Source organism: Clostridia bacterium (assembly GCA_017554615.1).
GTDB lineage: Bacteria > Bacillota > Clostridia > UMGS1840 > HGM11507 > SIG450.
In genome coordinates this window covers 18293-39269 of record JAFZHY010000004.1, presented here as the reverse complement: position 1 = coordinate 39269, position 20977 = coordinate 18293, and the positions used below count along the sequence as shown (strand labels likewise).

Below are 20977 nucleotides of genomic sequence, written 5' to 3'. Positions count from 1 at the left end.
TATAACAGCCCCGTTTAAAATTTATTTATTCTTTATCAAATACATAGTCATTGCCAGGTAATACGATATTTAAAATAATACCTAAAATTGACGCAACTGCAAGTGCAGATAATGAAATTGTAACTGCACCGATTGTAAATGTTGCAACTGAACCAAGACCTAACGCAGACACTAAAATAATAGCAGCAATAATTAGGTTTCTGCTCTTTGTAAAATCAACTTTGTTTTCAACAATATTTCTAACCCCTACTGCAGAAATCATACCGTAAAGGATAAATGATATACCACCAATAACAGCAGTTGGAATAAGTGATACCAATGCTGCAAATTTAGGAGAGAATGATAAAATTACAGCAATTACAGCAGCAATTCTTATTACTTTAGGGTCATATACTTTAGAAAGCGCAAGAACCCCTGTGTTTTCTCCATATGTTGTATTGGCAGGACCACCAAATAAAGCGGATAAAGATGTAGCAAGACCGTCTCCCATAAGTGTTCTGTGAAGACCAGGTTTTGCAATAAAGTTTTTACCTACTGTTGAAGATATAGCAGATATATCGCCTATATGTTCCATCATTGTAGCAAGGGAAATAGGGATAATTGCTATAATTGAACTTATAATTAAAGAACTGTTAGACCAGTCAACCCCTCCGAAAACTGTGCCGTTCCATTTAACAGGGAAACCTATCCAGTCGGCTTCCATAAAGTTTTTAAGAGCACCGTTATCAAAAAGGATAAGAGCAGGGTTACCTGCAAGTGCTATATATGAGCCACCGTTAACTTCTATTGTCTGCCCCCAGATAAGAGCTAAAACTGATGCTATAAGGCATGAGCCTAAAACACCTAAAAGAATAGGAACAATTTTAGCCATTCCTTTACCCCAGATGTTAAATATAACAATAATAGCCAATGCAATAACTGCGATAAGCCAGTTTGAATTACAGTTATTAACTGCGCTTCCTGCAAGTCCAAGACCTATTGAAATGATAATAGGACCTGTAACAACAGGCGGGAAGAATTTCATAACTTTATTGATGCCTACAAGTTTAATAAGCCCTGCAAGAACAAGGTATACAAGACCTGCACATGCAACACCGATACAAGCGTATGGTAAAAGTTGCGCATTTGTCATACCTTCAACGCCTGACAGTGGTGCAATAGCACCATATCCACCAAGAAAAGCAAATGAAGAGCCTAAGAAAGCAGGAACTTCACCTTTTGAAATAAAGTGGAAAAGTAGTGTTCCAAGACCTGCCATAAGAAGTGTTGTTGCAACATCAAGGCCTGTTAGAAGAGGAACTAAAACAGTTGCTCCGAACATAGCAAACATATGCTGAAAACCTAACACCAATGTTTTTGCAAGTCCAAGTTCTCTGACATCATAGATGCCGTCTTTTAAATTGTTTGACATGAAAAAACCCCTTTTCTTTTTTTATTTTATTTTTTACTGCTCAAGTGTAACCGAATCTTCCCCGTCATACTCTTTCGTATGAACATGGACAACTTCCTTTTTGGAAGTAGGCAGATTCTTACCTACATAGTCTGCGTGGATAGGCAGTTCTCTATGCCCTCTGTCAATAAGAACTGCAAGTTGAATTGACTTCGGTCTGCCCAGGTCCATAACAGCATCTATTGCCGCTCTTGTGGTTCTTCCTGTATATAAAACATCATCTATAAGAATAATCTTTTTATCAAATATAGAAAAAGGAATATCAGTACCGTTTAAGATGGGATGCTCGTCCAACACGCTTAAATCATCACGGTAAAAAGTGATATCAAGAATTCCTAAATCGATATCCACGCCCTCGTTTTCCTTAATACGCTCTTTAATCATTTTAGCAAGGGAAACGCCTCTTCTTTGGATACCTATAAGGCATATATCCGAACACCCTTTGTTTTTTTCAATTATTTCATAAGAAATTCTTGTTGCAGCCCTTTTAATACCAGCTTCATCCAAAATAAGTTTTTCCATATTAATCCTCCGTTAAAAAAATACCGTTTATCTGCTGATAAACGGTATTATAAAATCGTAGAAAGATAGTATTATAACCATATTATAATATCGCCTTATCAGCCTCTCGGGACTAATTTAAAGGTCTTAAATCTATGTGTGGGATTTATCCCTCGAACACTGTAATAATTATACTACTTTTATTTTAACTTGTCTATACTTTTTTCGATAATTTATCTAAAATTTCCAAAAAATATTCGGGAAGTTCTGTTTCAAATGTCATAGGCTCTTTTGTAACAGGATGGGTAAAGCCTATTTTAAAAGCGTGGAGCATCTGCCCGTCTAAATTAAACTTTTGCTTTTTAGGGCCATACACCATATCTCCAAGAATTGGTTTGCCTATATAAGACATATGAACTCTTATCTGATGAGTTCTTCCCGTTTCCAATCTACAATGAAGAAGTGTGTATCCGTTATACCTTTCTTTTACTGTATAATGGGTTATTGCTTCTTTGGAATTTTTATAGGTTACTGCCATTTTCTTTCTGTCTTTTTCACTTCTGCCTATCGGGGCATTAACCGTTCCATCTTCTTTAACTTCGCCTATCACAAGGGCAAGATATTCTCTTTTTGCAGAATGCTGCTTGATTTGTTCGGCTAACGAAAGATGCGCACGGTTAGTCTTTGCAACAAGCAAAAGACCACTTGTGTCTTTATCTATTCTGTGAACAATTCCAGGGCGAATTACACCGTTAATCTCGGACAAAGAGTCTTTGCAATAGCCCAAAAGCGCATTAACCAATGTGCCTTCATAATTTCCTGCCGCAGGATGAACAACCATTCCTTTTGGTTTATTGATAACCAAAATATCGTCATCTTCATAAACAATTTCAAGAGGTATTTCTTCTGCTTTTACATCAAGCATTACAGGGTCTGGAACTGTAAGGGTTATCTCATCATTAAGTTTTGGCTTATAGTTTGATTTTACTTTTTTACCGTTAACAGACACCATTTCCTTATCAATAAGATTTGCTATATTATTTCTTGTGAAAGTTTCCAGTTTTTCACAAAGATATTTATCAATTCTTATATTATCGTTTTTGGTTACCGTTATTTTAATTTCTTCCAAATTACTTCTCCTCCTTGCGACCATCCACAAACAGAATGTAATAAGACAAAAGAATAACACCGATAACTATAAAGCAGTCGGCAACATTAAAGATCGGAAAATTGATAAAGTCAAATTTTATAAAATCGGTAACGAGTCCGACACTCACTCTATCAATAAGGTTTCCTATTCCCCCGCCTATTATAAAAGACACGGATGTTAAAAGAAGTTTGTTGGTTGCTTTAATATAAATAAGATAGCCTATTAAAGCACATATAACAACCAGAGTGATACTTACAAGCAACCATCTTTGCCCATTTAATATCCCCCATGCTCCTCCGCCATTTCCTCCATTATGCTGAAAGGATAATACTCCCTCTATTACGGTAATGGTTTTATTTAAAATAACAGTATTGGCAAGATGTTTTGTGTATATATCCAATGCTATTATGAGCATAGTAATCAAAATATAAATCCACATTTTTATCTCCGTTTTTTAAAAAAGGACTGTTAACAGTCCTTTCTTAATTATTCATTATAATTATAAAAGTGCATCTGCACATCTTGAACAAAGTGTAGGATGGTCTTTATTTTCTCCAACAGAAGTTTTAATCATCCAGCATCTTTCACATTTTTCGCCTTCTGCCTGGCTTACTTTGACTTTAAGGCCTAAAACATCTTCACAGTCTATGGCATCTTCTGCTTCACCAAGTGCCTTGATTTTAACATCAGATACAATAAATACTGTTTCCAAATCTTTTTCTATGCTCTTTATAAAGTCTAAAAGTTCACCGTCTGCATATAAAGTAACTGATGCACCAAGAGAATGACCTATAACTTTATTTGTTCTTGCAATTTCAAGACCTTTTGATACTGCGTCTTTTAATTTTGAAATTCTTTCCCATTTTTCTAAAAGAGAAACATCGTTTAATTCTTCTTTAAATGATGGCATATCGTTAAAGATTACACTGTAAGAATCGTCTTTTGATGTGTGAGGCATATTAGCCCAGATTTCTTCTGTTGTAAATGCAAGTACAGGAGCAAGAAGTTTTACAAGTGAATCAAGCACCATATACATAGCAGTTTGTGCACTTCTTCTTGCAAAAGAATCTTTCTTTTCAGTATATAATCTGTCTTTGATAATATCAAGATAGAAGTTTGACATATCTACAACACAGAAGTTATGAATTGTGTGATATAAAATATGGTATTCATAATCTTCGTATGCTTTTAGCGCTTTTTGTGTAACAGAGTTTAATTTTGCTATGGCATATCTGTCAATTTCAAGCATATCCTTAAATTCTACCAAATCGGTTTCAGGATTAAAATCATGAATATTACCTAAGATATATCTTGCTGTATTTCTTATTTTTCTGTATATTTCAGAAATCTGTTTTAAAATATCGTAAGAAATTCTTATATCTGCTTTATAGTCAGAAGAGGTTACCCATAGCCTTAAAATATCTGCACCCATTTTTTCACAGATATCTTTAATAGGGTCGATACCGTTGCCTAAAGATTTAGACATTTTCTTGCCTTCTCCGTCAACTACCATACCATGAGTAAGTACTGTTTTATACGGTGCAACGCCTTTTGTTGCAACGGAAGTTAAAAGTGAAGACTGGAACCAGCCTCTGTACTGGTCGTTACCTTCAAGATACATATCAGAAACTTCTACGCCTTCTCTTTCTTCTATAACAGAAGCGTGAGATGAACCTGAATCAAACCAAACGTCCATTATATCAGTTTCTTTTCTGAATTTATCACATCCGCATTCGCATTTAACACCTAAGTCGGCTAAGAATTTATCCTGATCAAGTGTATACCATGCGTTAGAACCTTCTTTGCCGAAAAGTTCTTTTATTGCATCAATAGTTTTTTCATTGATAATCGGTTTATTACATTCTTCGCAGTAGAAAATAGGAATAGGCACACCCCATGTTCTCTGACGGGAGATACACCAGTCTGCTCTGTCTTTAACCATTCCTGCAATTCTTTCTTCTCCCCATTGAGGAACCCATTTAACTTTTTTTATTGCTTCAATGGCTTTATCTTTAAACGCATCAATTGATGCAAACCATTGTTCAGTTGCTCTGAATATTATAGGGTTTTTACATCTCCAGCAGTGAGGGTACTGGTGAGCAATTTTAACACTCTTTAAAAGATGACCTGTTTCATCTAATTTTATTGCAATTTTCTTGTTTGCTTCTTCATATTTAAGGCCTGCAAATTCTCCTGCTTCGTCGGTCATACAGCCTTTATCGTCTGCTGAAACTATAATAGGAAGTTCTTTATAATTCTGGCAAACCAAAAAGTCATCCATACCAAAGCCAGGAGCAGTATGAACGCATCCTGTACCTGCTTCTAATGTAACATGGTCTCCGTTTATTATAAGAGATTTTCTGTCAAGGAACGGATGTTTACACCATATTCCTTCCAAATCTTTTCCTTTTATAACCTTTAATTCTTCGTAATTTTCAATACCGATAGTTGCAAAAACAGACTGAGCCATTTCTTTGGCAACAATTAAATTGCCTTTTTCTGTTTTATATACACCGTAATCAAAATCAGCATTAAGACATATAGCAACGTTGCCAGGAAGAGTCCATGTAGTAGTTGTCCAGATAACAAAATATGCGTTATCAATGCCTGATAAAATATTATTTACATCATCGCATACTTCAAACTTTACATAAATTGAGTATGTTTTATCTTCCTGATATTCAATTTCTGCTTCGGCTAAAGCAGTCTGACAGTCAGGACACCAGTAAACAGGTTTTAAACCTTTATATATAATATCTTTTTTTGCAATTTCGCCGAATAATTCAATCTGTCTTGCTTCAAATTCAGGCTGATATGTGATATACGGATTTTCAAAATCTCCGATTACACCAAGGCGTTTGAACTGTTCAATATGGTTCTTTATATAACCTTCTGCGAAATCTTTACACACTTCTCTGAATTTAACAGGCCCTGCTTCAAAACGGTTAACACCCATTTTTTTAATTGCCTGAGTTTCAATAGGAAGACCGTGAGTATCCCAGCCAGGAATATACGGTGTTTTATAACCTGTCATCGCTTTATGTTTAATAACAATATCCTTTAAGATTTTGTTAAGCGCATGTCCTGTATGGATATCCCCGTTTGCAAACGGAGGTCCGTCGTGAAGAATAAATAAAGGTTTACCTTCGTTTTTTTCCATTAACTTATTATAAAGGTCCTTTTTATTCATTTCTTCCAAGAATTCAGGTTCTCTTACAGGCAGGTTACCACGCATAGGGAACTCGGTTTCAGGAAGATTCAAAGTAGTTGAGTAATCTTTTTCCATTTTATTTTCTGTCCTTTCGGTCTAAATTTCGTTAATTATTTTAAGTTGCTCTTCAACTGTATTTTTAATTTTTATTTTATAGATATCATATTCCTGCGCCAATACTTCTTTACGGTTTATAATATCGCTTACTTCTTTTTTTGCATTTATTATTATATCGGCTGCTTTATTTTCTGCTTCTTTAATAATGGTTTCGGCTTTTAATTTAGCAGTTGTTTCAAGTTCTGTTGCAACATTCTGCGCAGTCATAATAGTACTCTGAAGTGCCGCTTCCATAGATTTATATTCTTTTATTGCATCGCGAAGCATATTTATTTTATCATTAAGCGCGATATTTTCTTTATATAAAGCATCATATTCACTTTCTATAATGCCTAAAAATTCGTCTACCTCGTTTTTATTGTATCCAAATGCACTTTTTGAAAATTCCTTATTCTGTATTTCAACAGGTGTAATCATAAATATATCCCCCTTACAGATATTTTTTGATACTTACTATGATCTTGCCTTTTTTACTTTGCCCTTTTTCTCCTAAGAACAATACTTTTCCCTTGCCTTTTAAGGTTATTTTATCATTCTCTTTAACCTTATAATCGTTTGCAGTAACAGTTCTTGCTGACACTGTAGCCTTACCTGCTGCTATATACTTTACACTGTCGCTCCTTTTAATATTAAAGGCTTTAGATAAAATTAAATCTAAGCGAAGTGATTCAACAGTTACCGTTAAAATTTCGCTTTTTTCTTCCCTTACAATTTCTTCGCCCAAGTATTCTAAGACGCTTACTCCCACATTGCCGACTTTAGACAGGTTAAATATAATATAATCTGCAATTTCTTCTTTTACAAACACATAGCATTTATCCGATATGATAATATCGCCTACTGTATCTCTTTCAATTCCAAGACTCATTAAAGCGCCTAAAAAATCACGATGGGAAAGTTTCTTAATATCCCTTCCTGTAATTTCCAGACATTTTATAGGGTAGGCTTTCTTTTCTTCATTCACCAAAAAAGCAGAAATCACTCTTTCTGCTCCTTGATATCCGCCATATGTATCAAATTTTACATCACATTCATTGCCGAATGCACTTTCTATAAGCAATGTTTTTTCTTCGCTAAAAAAATTTGAATATGTATTATGGTTTTTTGTAACTGATTTAACATAATTGTCAAAGATATGGGAAAGAAGAAGCCTTTCCTCTTTGTCAGTTGCATAATACAACACTCTGTCTTTTTTTTGCATAAATTCACCTTATCTGTTAGTATAAGGGAAAACTATTTTGTTTTTCATAAGCTCGTCCTTAACATCTCCGCCCATAATACCAACATTATAAGGAGCGATAAGGAAGATTCTGTCTGCTATTTTCTGGATGCTTCCGTCAACTGCATAAACAGAGCCTGTTAAAAAGTCGATTATTCTTCTGCCAACAGAAGTTTCAACATTTTCTAAATTTATTACAACCGGTTTTTTTGCTTTTAAGTGGTCAGCAATTTCTCTTGCACTGTCAAAAGAATTAGGAGTGTATACAACAACTTTTAGCTGAGTAGTAGTATGGATATTAACCACCTTATTCTTTTTAGGGCTTACTGAGAAAGAATCGTTTTTCTTTTCTCTTTCGCTTTCTTTTTCTTCTACCGGTTCAACATCGATATTTTCATCTTCGTCTGATAAACCTATAAATTCCATTGTTTTTTTGAAAAAATTAGCCATTTTATTTCCTCCCGATTTATATATTTCTCATTTTAAGATTTGCCTTTATCTTTCGCCGAATATTCCTCTGCCTATTCTTACCATATTAGAGCCTTCTTCTATGGCCAAAAGGTAATCACTTGACATACCCATAGACAGAATATCCATACATATATTATCCCTTTTTTTGCCCATAATGTCAATATAAATTTTATATAATTTTTGAAAATATCCTCTTGCTGTTATTTCATCTGTAAAAACAGGAGGAATAGACATAAGACCTTTTATAAAAATGCCCGGAAGTTCGCTTATTCTATGAGTAATTTCATCAACCTCGCTAAAGGATACACCTGATTTAGATTCTTCATCTCCTATATTTATTTCAACCAGTATATCCATTGTGGTATTATGCTTTAGCGCCTGTTTTGAAATTTCTTCTGCCAGGTGGAAACTGTCCACCGACTGAATAAGGTCTGCCTTATCGATAATATATTTTACTTTATTGGTCTGAAGATGACCGATTATGCTTGTTTTTAAATTATTCGCTTTATAGAAATCATATTTAGAAAGATATTCCTGAACTCGGTTTTCCCCCACATGGGTTATCCCCTCGTTTATTGCGCAAAGTATTTTATCTTCTTTAACCGTTTTTGTAACGCCCACTATTTCAATTTTTGAAAAATCTCTGCCGCTTTTTATACAGGCATTAAAAATATCTTCTTTAATTTTCTTAATATTATCAGAAATCATTTCTTTCTCCCAACTAATGTGCGAAATCCCCTTCTTTAACATGTTCAGGATTTACCACCACAAAATCGTATAAAATGACATTTTCTCCCTCTGAGCCACCCTCAGTTGTTTTATCTTTTAAAAGGACAAACTTATCTTCAAAAAGCACAGGCTCTACTTTAATAAATTTATACACACTGTCTTTAATTGCATATACTCCGTATTCATTTCCTCTTTCTATTATGGCAGACGGAGGAACTTTAAAGCCTGACCTTGTTCTTAGTATCAGTTCAAATTCTATTTTATCAGTTACCCATATATTATCAAGATGTTTGGTTGATTTTAAGGCAACAACCACTTCTTCATCCTCCTCATCGGATATATATATAACCGTTGCAGGAATTTTACTGTCAGATTTATTTAAAATTCTTAAATGAACAAAAGACCCCTCGCTTATTCCCTCAATTTCTTCCTTTTTAAATTTAGCCACAGTATACCACTCGTAGTTATTTACAATTTTACAAAAATTCTTACCGGGTGCGATATCATTTTGTTCTTCAATTTTTGTATTATAAATTGAGTCATACTCGCCTGGTGAAAGACTGGTTACTTTTTTTGGAGTAATAAGTTCATCAAAGTTTGTAACCTTTGTTGAAAACATACCGTGAACAGGGCTTTTATATTCAGTTTTATTAAGATTTAGCGAATGCTCAACCTTTATAATTTCGTCTTCAATATTTTCTTCCTTAACCTCTATTTTTTCGCCTTTTAATTCAAAAAGTTTCTTATTATAAAGGTTTATTTCGTTCTTTATTTTATAAATATTTGAATAGTTATTTTCATTAGTTTCGGTAATCGCCTGTGAAATAGATTTACTTATTTCTCTTGTTATGGTAGGGACATCCCCCACTATATTATCCTTGTTTTTTACATTTGCACCTGCATATACTATTTTATCGTTAAGATTTTTTAAAGTGGTGCGTGTATCATCATCTATTACACCTGAATAGATTGTTGCTATTTTATAATAAGGGACAATCATTTTCCCTTCAGGACAAGTAAATAAAACTTCGCCTGTTTCATTTGCACTAATTAATGTAGACTCGGTACATATAAATCCTTTGGCATAAACCTTTTCTTCTACCGATTCTTTATAAACAGTTATTGTATTTGCTGAGGAAGAATTTATGTAATACATACTTATTAAAACAATAATAGAAAGCACTAAAATAAGTATTCCTGTAATTTTTAGTTTATAATTTTTATTCATAAATCCTCCTTTTTTGTTATATATATTTTTCTATAAATTCAAGTTGTAACTCTGGCGTATTGTATTTTTCTATATCTATCCAGATAATTCTCTCATCTCTTCTAAACCAGGTTAACTGCCTTTTGGCATATCTTCTTGACTCCTGCTTTATAAGGTCTATGGCTTCTTCTTTTGTTAACTTCCCTTCAAAGTGCATTATAAGTTGTTTATAGCCTATTGCCTGCATAGATTTATACCTTAAATCTATCCCTTCATTATACAAAGCGTAAACTTCATCAAAAAGACCTTGTTCAACCATAATATCCACTCTTTTGTTTATACGCTCATATATAACTTCGCGCCTTGTGTTAAGTCCAAAATATCTTACATCAAACTGGGACGGAACATTCTTTGAGTTTTTTATCTGCTCACTCATTGTCATCCCTGTTGTTTTATAAATTTCTATTGCTCTTATAACTCTTCTTATATTGTTCGGATGAAGCCTTAAATATGACTCGTAATCTATGTCTTTTAACATATTATGAAGATATTCGGCGCCTTTTTCTTCTGCTAAATTCTTAAGTTCTTCCCTTAATCTTTCATCCTGCTCACTTTCTGAAAACTTAACATTATCAATAAGAGAGGATATAAAAAGGCCTGTGCCCCCTACTATAACAGGGAGTTTATTTTTTTTAATTATACCGTCTATTTTTTTATTGGCTAAATCAACAAATTCTTTTACCGAAAACTGAGAACAAGGAGAGATTATATCAATTAAATGATGCTCTATTCCCTCTTTTTCTTCTTCGGTTGGTTTGGCTGTGCCGATATTTAGTTTTTTATATATTTGCATAGAATCGGCAGAAATAATTTCACCGTTATATTTTTTTGCTGTTTCTATGCCGAGTTTTGTTTTTCCTGACCCTGTCGGCCCGGCAATACAAACTATTTTTTTCATAGCCTATGTTATCCTTTTAAAGTGTTTTTCAATTTCATATTTAGTGTAAGACACAAAAAGAGGTCGTCCGTGCGGACAGGTGTTTGCATCCTGAAGATTTAAAACATCATCAACAAGTTTTTCAAGTTCATAATCTGAAAAGTTCATATTTGCCTTTATTGCACTTTTACACGCAAGGGTGTGAAGTGCTTTTTCCTGCTTGTATGTAATAAGGCTCTTTTTATTATCTTTTATTATTTCTATAATTTCCAAAACTGTATCGGTAAGTTCATTTATTCCAAGTTCAAAAGGAATTTCCCTTACTGCAAGTTCGTTATCGGAAAACACGCTTATATCAAAACCAAGACCTGAAAAAACTTCAAGGTTTTCTATCGCTATGCTATATTCAGTAGGCGACAGGCGAATTGTACGTGGCATAAGAAGTTTCTGGGATATGATATTTTTATTTTCATATTCTTTTCTTATTTTATCATACAAAAGGCGTTCATGGGCTGCGTGTTGATCAAGAAGAAATATTTTATCTTCTTTTTCTATTACCACATATGTTGAAAACAGTTGGCCTATTATTTTATAATCTTTTACTTTTTCTTCTTTTTTTACAACCATTTCTTTCTTATCTTCAACGATATAAGGTTTTGAAGGCTCTTTTACCTTTGGAACAAGCGCTTCAAATTTCGGTGTATCAACCACATCAAACTCTTTGTTATATTCCTTTTTTTCTTCCCTTAATGTCATTTTAATAGGTTTTTCTATAAACTCTGTCGGTTTAATAAATGACATTTTTTCATATTCTTCTTTTAAAGGTTCAATATTTTTACTTTCATCTTCCATTCCCGAAACTTTGGAAGATGAATATATGGCATTATAAATATGGTTATAGATAAATCTGTCGTCTGAAAATTTAACTTCTGCTTTGGTAGGATGAACATTAACATCCACTTCTTCAGGGTTAACAGTTATATCAAGTATTATAAAAGGATATTTGGATACCATAACCTTTTCTTTTAAGGCTTCGTCTGTTGCACTGTAAAAAATTCTGTTTTTAACTACTCTTCCATTAACAAAAAATATCTGATTTTTTCGGTTGGAACGAAGTATTTTTTCGTTGCCTAAATAACCTTTTATTGTGATATAGTCTTCTTTGTAATCTATTTTTATTAAATTATCGCAGATGTCCTTTGAGTAAATATTTAAAAGGTTGGAAAACTCATTGTTATCCCCTGCTGAATATAAACATTCCTTTTTATTTTTTATAAAGAGAAATGAAATATCAGGCCTTGCAATAATAAGTTTTTCCATAATCTCTGTAATATAGGATGCTTCAGTTGTATCCGATTTTAAAAACTTCATTCTGACAGGTGTGTTAAAAAAGAGATTTTTAATTGTAATAACCGTTCCCACATTACATCCAACATCAGAAACATCGATTATTTCTCCTGCTTTTATATGCACTCTTGTTCCCGTTATATTTTCTTTTACTCTTGTTTCCAATATCACTTCGCTCACTGCGGCAATACTTGCTAATGCTTCGCCCCTGAAACCTAAAGTTATAATATTTTCCAAATCTTCTTTGGTTGAAATTTTACTTGTTGCATGGCGAAGAAAACAGGTTTGGGCGTCTTCCCTTGTCATACCAGACCCGTTATCTGTAACCTTTATTAAAGTTTTGCCACCGTCTTCTATCTCAACTATTATACGGTCAGCACCTGCATCTATTGAGTTTTCAACAAGTTCTTTAACTGCAGACGAAGGTCTTTCCAAAACTTCTCCTGCTGCAATCATATTGGAAAGTTGTGAACTAAGAACATTAATTCGGGACATTTTTTATAACTCCTTAACTTTATTACTTAAATCGTAAAGAATGTTAAGTGCCTCAACGGGAGTAAGAGTGGTAACATCTATTCCCTTTAAGGTTTTAACTATATTATCATTTGCCATATTTACAAAGCCAATCTGAGTGTCATCCTCTTTTTTTGGCTCAGGCATATTTTTTAAAGTAATTTCATCAATAGCAAGGTCTTTGCTTTCTAAAACTTTTACTATTTCTCTTGCTCTTTTTACAACATCATTAGGCACTCCTGCAAGAAGGGCAACTTCTATACCGTAACTGTCATCAGTGCCACCCTCAATAATTTTTCTTAAAAAAGTTATATCATCGCCTCTTTTTTTAACTGCGACCTGATAATTTTTAACACCTTTTAATTTTTCTTCAAGAACGGTAAGTTCGTGATAATGAGTTGCAAAAAGAGTTTTTGCTCCAATTTTTTTAAGTATATATTCCACTACCGACCATGCTATGCTAAGACCGTCAAAGGTGGATGTGCCTCTGCCTATTTCGTCTAAAATAACAAGGCTGTCTTTAGTGGCATTTTTTAATATATTGGACACTTCGCTCATTTCCACCATAAAGGTAGACTGACCTGAAGCAAGGTCATCCGATGCTCCTACTCTTGTAAATATCTTATCCACAACAGGAAGAGTAGCGCTTCTTGCGGGAACGAATGAGCCAATCTGACTCATTAAAGTAATAAGAGCCACCTGACGCATATAGGTAGATTTACCTGCCATATTAGGCCCTGTGATAATGGAAAATATATTATCAGTCATATCAAGATATGTATCATTAGGGATAAATGCGCCTGTTGTAACAACCTTTTCAACCACAGGATGTCTTCCCTCTTTTATGATAATCTTTCCGTCAGAAGACAGAGTTGGTTTAACATAATGGTTTTTAAAGGCAACCGTTGCAAAAGAACAAAGAACATCAAGTTTTGCCAGTGCTTTGGCAGTTTTCTGAATTCTTTCCAATCTTTTATACATTTCTTCTCTTATTTCGGCAAAGAGTTCATACTCAAGGTTAATACTTTTATCTTCTGCACCGATAACAAGGCTTTCAATATCCTTTAACTTTGAGGTTATATATCTTTCGCAGTTTGCAAGAGTCTGTTTTCTCACAAAGTAGTCAGGCACCATATTTAAGTATGATTTTGTTACTTCAATATAATAGCCGAATACTTTATTAAAACTTATTTTAAGATTTTTAATTCCTGTTTTTTCTCTTTCCTGATTTTCTATCTGTAAAATCCATTCCTTGCCCTCTCTCATAGCACGGCGAAGTTCGTCTAACTTTTCATTATAACCGTCTTTTATAAGACCACCCTCTTTTACCGAAAGGGGTTGTGCTTCATTAAGGGCACGGTCTAATATATCCACTCCGTCAGTTAAAGGGTCAAGTTCTTCATATATTTCTTTTAAGAGTGTGCTTGTACACTTTGATAGTATGCTTCTAATTTCAGGTACACAGCCAAAAGATTTTCTTAAGGCAACCAAATCTCTTCCGTTAGCGCTTTTATATGAAACCCTTGAGGCAAGTCTTTCAATATCGTATACAAAATCTAGTTTCTTTATTATTTCTTCTCTTACCTCTCTTTTTTCTAAAAGTTCTTCTACTGCTCCGTGTCTTAGGGCAATATGAACATAAGATTTAAGAGGCATTTCAATATATTGTTTAAGAAGCCTTGCACCCATAGAGGTAGAGGTTTTATCAAGTATACCAATAAGCGACCCCTGTTTATTGTTATCCCTTAAAGTGCCTGTAAGTTCTAAATTTCTTTTAGTGGAAATATCAATATGGGCAAAATCTTCTTCATTATAACATTCAAATTTACTAACGTGCTTAAGCTCGTTAAACTGAGTTTCGCAAAGGTATTCTATCATTTTAGAAAGAGCGTTAACCGACTGCTTATAATTTAATATATTTGTTTTTCCAAGTTCATAATCGGTAAATTTACTCTTTATAATCTTAATACCGTTATTATTATCATAATCTTCTTCGTCAATAGAATTTATATACGGGGAGTATCTTAAACTGATTTCTTTTAAAAGTTTTTCATTTTGTGCTAACTTTTTATTTATAAGAATTTCTTTTGGGGAATATTTAGAAAGTTCGCTTATTATCTTGTAGGCATATTCGCTTTCCATAATGGGATTTATAATATCAAGTTCACCTGTTGAAACATCAGAAAAAACCATACACACGCCTTTTTCATCGCCGTATACTGAGCATAAAAAGTTATTGCTCTTTTCACTTAGCACATCAGTATCGGTAACTGTTCCCGGTGTAATAACTCTTACTATTTCTCTTTTTACTATCCCCTTTTTGTCCTTAAGGTCTTCCACCTGTTCGCAGATGGCTACTTTATATCCCAAACTTGTAAGTTTGCCGATATATCCTGACACCGAATGATGAGGAACACCACACATAGGCGCACGTTCTGTAAGTCCGCAGTCTCTGCCTGTTAAAGTAAGTTCTAAAAGTTTGGATGTAAGAATTGCATCGTCAAAGAACATTTCGTAAAAGTCCCCTAAACGATAAAAAATTATTTTATCCTTATTCTTTAACTTTAACTCAATATACTGCTTCATCATCGGAGATATATTTTCATTTAATAAATCTTCCAGTATGAATTTCCCCATTTTTTAATTCTCCCGTTTTTTTAAATTAGTGGCAACCTGAACAACTAGAACATGAACCGCCGCAACCACCGTTTACTGCGCCTGAAATAATGTTCATAATCTGCTGATTTAATATTTCAAAATCTTTCTGCGCTTCTACATAGTTTTTTATAACATCATATTCCATAAGTTCGTTAAACGCATCGTTTATTTCTTTTCTTACCGCTTCTGTTTCTTCTTCGCTTAACTGAGAGCACTGCATTCTTACTGCGATATCTCTTCTTTTATCGTTATATGCTTGAATCATCTGTTGCGCTTTTTCATCATTTGCCTGAATGGCTTCAGTTTCTTTTGCAAGTAAGTATTCTTTACTTGTTTTAATAAGTTCTGCAAGTTCCTGTGCTTTTTGTAATAATTCGTTCATTGTAATTTCTCCTTTTTATACTTCTTCGCCTATAAGCGCCCAAGTTTGCGAACTTGTAACTTTAACATTAACAATATCGCCCTCTTTTGCGTCTTTTTTTGCGAAGTTTATTATTTTATTTGTATCTGTTCTTCCTGACATCATATCAGGGTTATTTTTGCTCACGCCTTCTACCAGAACGCTATAAGTATTTCCCACATAGGTATCGTTTATTTCTTTTGAAATAGCATTCTGAACTTCTAAAAGTTCATTAAAATTCTTATGCTTTTCTTCCTGTGAAATACTGTCTTCCATTTTTGCGGCAGGTGTGCCAGGCCTTTTGGAATAGATAAAGGTAAAGAGTGTGTCAAACCTTACTTCTTTAATAAGATTTAGAGTTTCTAAAAAGTCTTCATAGGTTTCATTAGGGAACCCGACAATTACATCGCTGGATAAAGCAATGTTTGGTATTTTTTCTCTTACCTTTCTTATTATGTCAAGATATTTTTCCCTTGTATATTTTCTGTTCATCTTCTCTAAAATACGGTTACTTCCCGATTGAAAAGGAAGATGAAGATAAGGAACAACCTTTTCACATTCTGCCATAGCATTTATGAGTTTATCCGAGATATCTTTAGGATGAGATGTCATAAACTTTATTCTCTTTATCCCGTCAATTTTATTAACCTCTTTAATAAGGTCGGCAAAATCAAAAGGCTCGTCTAAATCTTTTCCGTATGAGTTTACATTCTGCCCTAAAAGAGTAATTTCCTTATACCCTTTATCATTAAGTTCCTTAATTTCTGAAATTATATTTTCAGGGTCTCGGCTTCTTTCTCTTCCCCTTACATAAGGCACTATACAGTACGAACAAAAATTATTGCAACCGTACATAATAGAAACTGACGCTCTGAATTTATCTTCTCTTAACTGGTCTATCCCCTCTACTATATACCCATCGCAGTCTATAATATCAAATTTTCTTACTCTTTTTGATATAACTTCCCACATTATTTCGGGAAAACGGTATAGACTGTGAGTACCAAACACTATATCAACATGGCGAAATTGTGATTTTATTCTTTTTGAAACTTCTTCCTGCTGAGCCATACATCCGCAAATTCCGATAATTAAATCATCTTCTTTTTGCTTTCGGTGTTTTAGCGCACCTAAGTTTCCATACACTCTTTCCTGAGCGCCCTCTCTTACTGCGCAGGTATTAAATATAATAACCTTTGCTTTTTCTGGCGTATCACATATTTTATAACCCATATCGGATAAATACGCTTTTAACTTTTCAGAATCGTTCTCATTCTGTTGACAACCGTAGGTTATAACACATGCATAAATTCCTTTATCTATCTCATTTTTTACTTTTAAAACAAAGTCTTTTTGCCTTTTTATTTCGTTAGCGGATATCTTATTCAAGACACTATCCTCCATAATATATTATATATTTTAAATAATAATATATTTTAGCATAATTTTTAAAATATTACAATATTTTTTAACCTAAAAATTAAAAAAGAGCCTTATCAGAATATAAATGATAAGACTCTTAAATTTTTAACCTTTAAACTGCAAAGAATATTATAATAAACTGCGATACCAACACAACTGCTACAAGAGCGATAGGATAGGTTGCAGCATATGCTGCGGCAACATCTTCTGTACCTGCTACATGAATTAAAGTTCCTAATGCAGGGGTACTTGTCATTCCTCCTGTGATTGAACCTAAAATATTTAAAATATTCATCTTAAGCACAAATTTTGCAAAGATAAACCCTATAATCATAGGCACAACAGTCATTAAAGCACCGTAAACAAAATAATCTATTTTAAATTCCTGAACAAATCTTGCTCCGCCAGAAATACCTGCGCCTATTAAGAAAAGCACAAGCCCAAATTCTCTGAATACTTTAAGTGTTGTTACACTTGGCATAAGATTAACTTTTCCAGCCTTTCCAAAGTGGCCGAAAACAAGTGCTGCCAGTAAACATCCGCCTGTTGTTGTAAGGGAGAATGTTGTTCCGTCAAGACCTTTGGATGAAAGAGGAATTTTAATCATACCAATAACTATACCAATAATTGCACTAAGTGCAAAAGGTGCAATACCAAAACTGTCAAGTTCTAAAAGTTTACCTGTAATTTTTTTTGTATCAGATGCATTTTCTAAAGCAATAAGTTTTTCTCTTTCTTCTTTCATATTTACTTTTAAAATTTTTGGCATAAGTTGAACAAATAAAACAACGCCGATAACACCAAATATATATGCTATACCATATCCCACGGAAACTAACTGCTCAAGTTCGTTTGTAGAAACAGATGCTTTTGCCGCAGAAAAGGCAGGTGTAGATGTAAGCGCTCCTGCAAAAAGCCCTGAAACTATGGCAGATAATTTCTGCATATCAGTCTCACCCATAAGTTTTCCTGCATATACACATAAAACTGCGCAAATGCCTCCTGCAACAATAATTATAAAACCTAACAGTACATAAGATGTAAAGTTTTTCTTTATATTTCCAAAAAACTTTGGCCCTGCGATAAAGCCAACTGATGAAACGAACAGTATAAGCCCTATATTTTCAACAACTTTAAGCGCATTGGATGTATACTCAGGAAGTTGTTTGGATAAATCGTCGTAAAAAACGCAACCAAATATAAGTGCAACAATAAATACCCCTGCAGTACCAAGTGATACGCCTTTAAATGTAATTCTGCCAAGTGCATAGCCTATTATTGTAATTGCAAACAGGCAGAAAACAAGATATGTAATTCCTGTAATGGAAATAACACCACCAAATAAACTCATTTAATTACCCCATTTCTTTAAGCATTTTAACCCATTTAATATTTTTAGTCAAGTATATATTGAGTTATTTTATTATATTATTTTTAAGAAGGCTATCCACAGCAAAAAGAACGCCTGTTTTACCGTAATCATATGTAACCCCACCCTGCATATATGCAATATAAGGAGGAGTTATAGGACCGTCTGCCGAAAGTTCTATTGATGACCCCTGATTAAAAGCACCTGCAGCCATAATAACCTGATGCTCATAACCCGGCATATCCCATGGCATAGGAGTTACAAAAGAGTCTACTGCTGCACCTTTTTGAATTCCCTGACAGAACAGGCAAACACCCTCTTTTGTGCCAAACTTTATTGCTTCTATTATGCAAGACCTTTTTTCGTCTGCCTTAGGGCATACATCAAACCCTGCATCTTCAAATATTTGAGCAGTCAAGATTGCAGTTTTAACTGCCTGAGATACAATAAAAGGCGCAAAATATATACCCTGATACATTTCTTTATTAAGCCCTAAAGTTGCACCACATTCTTTGCCTATTCCCACTGCGTTTAATTTATATGAACACATTTTGACATATTCCTTCTTTCCAGCAATATATCCACCTGTTCTTGCGATACTTCCGCCAGGGTTTTTAATTAAAGATCCTGCCATTAAATCTGCTCCTACTTCTGTCGGCTCTTTATCTTCCACAAATTCTCCGTAGCAGTTGTCAACTATTGTGATTATATCTTTATTTATACTTTTTACAAAAGAAATAATTTCCCCGATTTCATCAACTAAAAGAGATTCTCTAAAATCATAACCCTTTGACCTTTGTATAATAACAGCCTTTACGCTATCGTCTACTGCATTCTTTATCCCGTCAAAATCAACTTTGGAATTTTTCAAGGGAACTTCTTTGTAGTTTACTCCGAAATCTTTTAAGGAGCCGACTCCTTCTTCCCCTCTTATACCTATTGTTTCTTCAAGTGTGTCATAAGGTTTTCCTGTTACTGCAACCAAAGTATCATTCGGTCTTAAAACTCCAAAAAGACAAAGCGAAAGAGCATGAGTGCCTGAGATTATATTGTGTCTTACCAATGCATCCTCTGCACCGAAAATATCAGCATAGAGTTTATCAAGGGTATCTCTTCCCAAGTCATCATAACCATATCCTGAAGTTGAGTTAAAATGCGCTTCGCTTATTCTGTTATCCCTGAACGCTTTTAAAACCTTAAGTTGATTTATTGTTGCTATCTCTTCTACTTTCTTAAAAGAGGCTTTTGCTCTTTCTTCGCCACAATTTACAATTTCAACAGCCCTGTCTGACACGTCAAAATATTTTTTATAATCTATCATTTTTTTACCCCTTGTTAATTATTGCTATTAGACCTTTTTTAAATTCTTTATAGTCATTTTTATTTACAGTTTTTATTAAGCCTCCTGCTTCTTTTGCCGGAAGATTTATATTAGCAGTTAAAATACCGTTATTAAGATACATTATTTCGTTATTAGAAAGTCCTGAATTTGACAAAACCTCCAACTGATAAGGCACTAAATTTTGGGAAAGTTTTTTAATAACCATATCTCTTAAGTTTTTATTTACTATAATATGGCTGTCTTTAATTCTTACAACTACGCCTTTATTTAATTTAATATCTGTTTCTTTTAAATTTTCATAAGACAAAGAAGAGGTTATACATATATCAGGGTTTATACTAAAAGCAGCAGTTTTAGCACCCTTAAATCCTGTATTATCCATAACACTAAAACAGTAATATAAATCAAAATCGGTATTTAAGTTTTTTATTATATCAAGGTGTGCTGATATATTTAAACATCTGTCAACCGACACACCATAAAGATTATCTCCCACTTCAAAAGACTTTTCAAAAACTTCTAAAACGTCGCCTACTTTAACCAAAACATCTTCTTTTTTATAAGCGCCAAAATCAACATATAAATCGTCTTCGTCTTTTACTTCATCCGAGTCAGACATAATAACACCAATGATTTTTCCATCACGGTTTCTTACTCTTTTGCCAAGCATTTTTTCATAGCATATGTTGCCAACGCCTTTTATTTTCCCTTTAAAGTCTTCGGTTATATGGGATATAAAAAACCCGTCAGAAGATATGGGAACATTTATAAGAAGTTTCTCGCCAGTACCCTTTTTTCTTAAAATTACATTTCCAAGTTTATCTATATACCCTTCGTCTACATATCCTTTAGTTTCACTTAGTAAAAACAAGGCTAAATCATTTTCATAACCTGACAGGGCAAATATATTTTCTATAATTTTAATATTTTCCAT

18 protein-coding genes are annotated in these 20977 nt (G+C 33.7%); all 18 read right to left on the bottom strand.

Annotated features, from left to right (window positions below; genetic code table 11):
• Positions 1-25 precede the first annotated feature (25 nt).
• Positions 26-1411, bottom strand: coding sequence for a uracil-xanthine permease (locus IKZ35_01130; protein ID MBR4892570.1), 1386 nt, complete (start codon positions 1409-1411; stop codon positions 26-28).
• A gap of 33 nt (positions 1412-1444) precedes the next feature.
• Positions 1445-1972: a bifunctional pyr operon transcriptional regulator/uracil phosphoribosyltransferase PyrR gene (gene pyrR / locus IKZ35_01125; protein ID MBR4892569.1), complete on the bottom strand. Its 528-nt coding sequence runs from the start codon at positions 1970-1972 to the stop codon at positions 1445-1447.
• 193 nt (positions 1973-2165) lie between these two features.
• Positions 2166-3080, bottom strand: coding sequence for an RluA family pseudouridine synthase (locus IKZ35_01120; protein MBR4892568.1), 915 nt, complete (start codon positions 3078-3080; stop codon positions 2166-2168).
• 1 nt (position 3081) lies between these two features.
• Entirely contained in the window at positions 3082-3540 is a 459-nt protein-coding gene (lspA, locus tag IKZ35_01115) for a signal peptidase II (GenBank protein MBR4892567.1), read from the bottom strand.
• Between the two features lie 60 nt (positions 3541-3600).
• Positions 3601-6387 (bottom strand): isoleucine--tRNA ligase, encoded by a 2787-nt coding sequence (gene ileS, locus IKZ35_01110; protein ID MBR4892566.1) that lies wholly within the window; start codon positions 6385-6387, stop codon positions 3601-3603.
• A 21-nt stretch (positions 6388-6408) separates the two neighbouring features.
• A complete protein-coding gene (locus IKZ35_01105) occupies positions 6409-6846 on the bottom strand; it encodes a DivIVA domain-containing protein (protein MBR4892565.1) in 438 nt (145 codons plus the stop codon).
• Between the two features lie 13 nt (positions 6847-6859).
• Positions 6860-7630, bottom strand: coding sequence for a hypothetical protein (locus IKZ35_01100; GenBank protein MBR4892564.1), 771 nt, complete (start codon positions 7628-7630; stop codon positions 6860-6862).
• A gap of 9 nt (positions 7631-7639) precedes the next feature.
• Complete coding sequence (locus tag IKZ35_01095; protein MBR4892563.1) at positions 7640-8098, bottom strand: cell division protein SepF; 459 nt, start codon at positions 8096-8098, stop codon at positions 7640-7642.
• Between the two features lie 45 nt (positions 8099-8143).
• Complete coding sequence (locus IKZ35_01090) at positions 8144-8869, bottom strand: YggS family pyridoxal phosphate-dependent enzyme (GenBank protein ID MBR4892562.1); 726 nt, start codon at positions 8867-8869, stop codon at positions 8144-8146.
• On the bottom strand, positions 8841-10076 hold the full coding sequence (locus IKZ35_01085; GenBank protein MBR4892561.1) for a hypothetical protein: 1236 nt from the start codon (positions 10074-10076) through the stop codon (positions 8841-8843). Before IKZ35_01085 ends, IKZ35_01090 begins: the two co-directional genes overlap by 29 nt.
• Before the next feature lie 16 nt (positions 10077-10092).
• Complete coding sequence (gene miaA, locus IKZ35_01080) at positions 10093-11013, bottom strand: tRNA (adenosine(37)-N6)-dimethylallyltransferase MiaA (protein ID MBR4892560.1); 921 nt, start codon at positions 11011-11013, stop codon at positions 10093-10095.
• A gap of 3 nt (positions 11014-11016) precedes the next feature.
• Entirely contained in the window at positions 11017-12834 is a 1818-nt protein-coding gene (gene mutL, locus IKZ35_01075) for a DNA mismatch repair endonuclease MutL (GenBank protein ID MBR4892559.1), read from the bottom strand.
• A gap of 3 nt (positions 12835-12837) precedes the next feature.
• Complete coding sequence (mutS, locus tag IKZ35_01070) at positions 12838-15489, bottom strand: DNA mismatch repair protein MutS (protein ID MBR4892558.1); 2652 nt, start codon at positions 15487-15489, stop codon at positions 12838-12840.
• A gap of 25 nt (positions 15490-15514) precedes the next feature.
• Positions 15515-15892: a YlbF family regulator gene (locus IKZ35_01065; protein MBR4892557.1), complete on the bottom strand. Its 378-nt coding sequence runs from the start codon at positions 15890-15892 to the stop codon at positions 15515-15517.
• A 15-nt stretch (positions 15893-15907) separates the two neighbouring features.
• Positions 15908-17314 (bottom strand): tRNA (N6-isopentenyl adenosine(37)-C2)-methylthiotransferase MiaB, encoded by a 1407-nt coding sequence (gene miaB / locus IKZ35_01060; GenBank protein ID MBR4892556.1) that lies wholly within the window; start codon positions 17312-17314, stop codon positions 15908-15910.
• A 130-nt stretch (positions 17315-17444) separates the two neighbouring features.
• Positions 17445-18683 (bottom strand): permease, encoded by a 1239-nt coding sequence (locus tag IKZ35_01055; GenBank protein ID MBR4892555.1) that lies wholly within the window; start codon positions 18681-18683, stop codon positions 17445-17447.
• A gap of 64 nt (positions 18684-18747) precedes the next feature.
• On the bottom strand, positions 18748-20022 hold the full coding sequence (locus tag IKZ35_01050; protein ID MBR4892554.1) for a methionine gamma-lyase family protein: 1275 nt from the start codon (positions 20020-20022) through the stop codon (positions 18748-18750).
• A 4-nt stretch (positions 20023-20026) separates the two neighbouring features.
• Positions 20027-20977 (bottom strand): hypothetical protein, encoded by a 951-nt coding sequence (locus IKZ35_01045; protein MBR4892553.1) that lies wholly within the window; start codon positions 20975-20977, stop codon positions 20027-20029.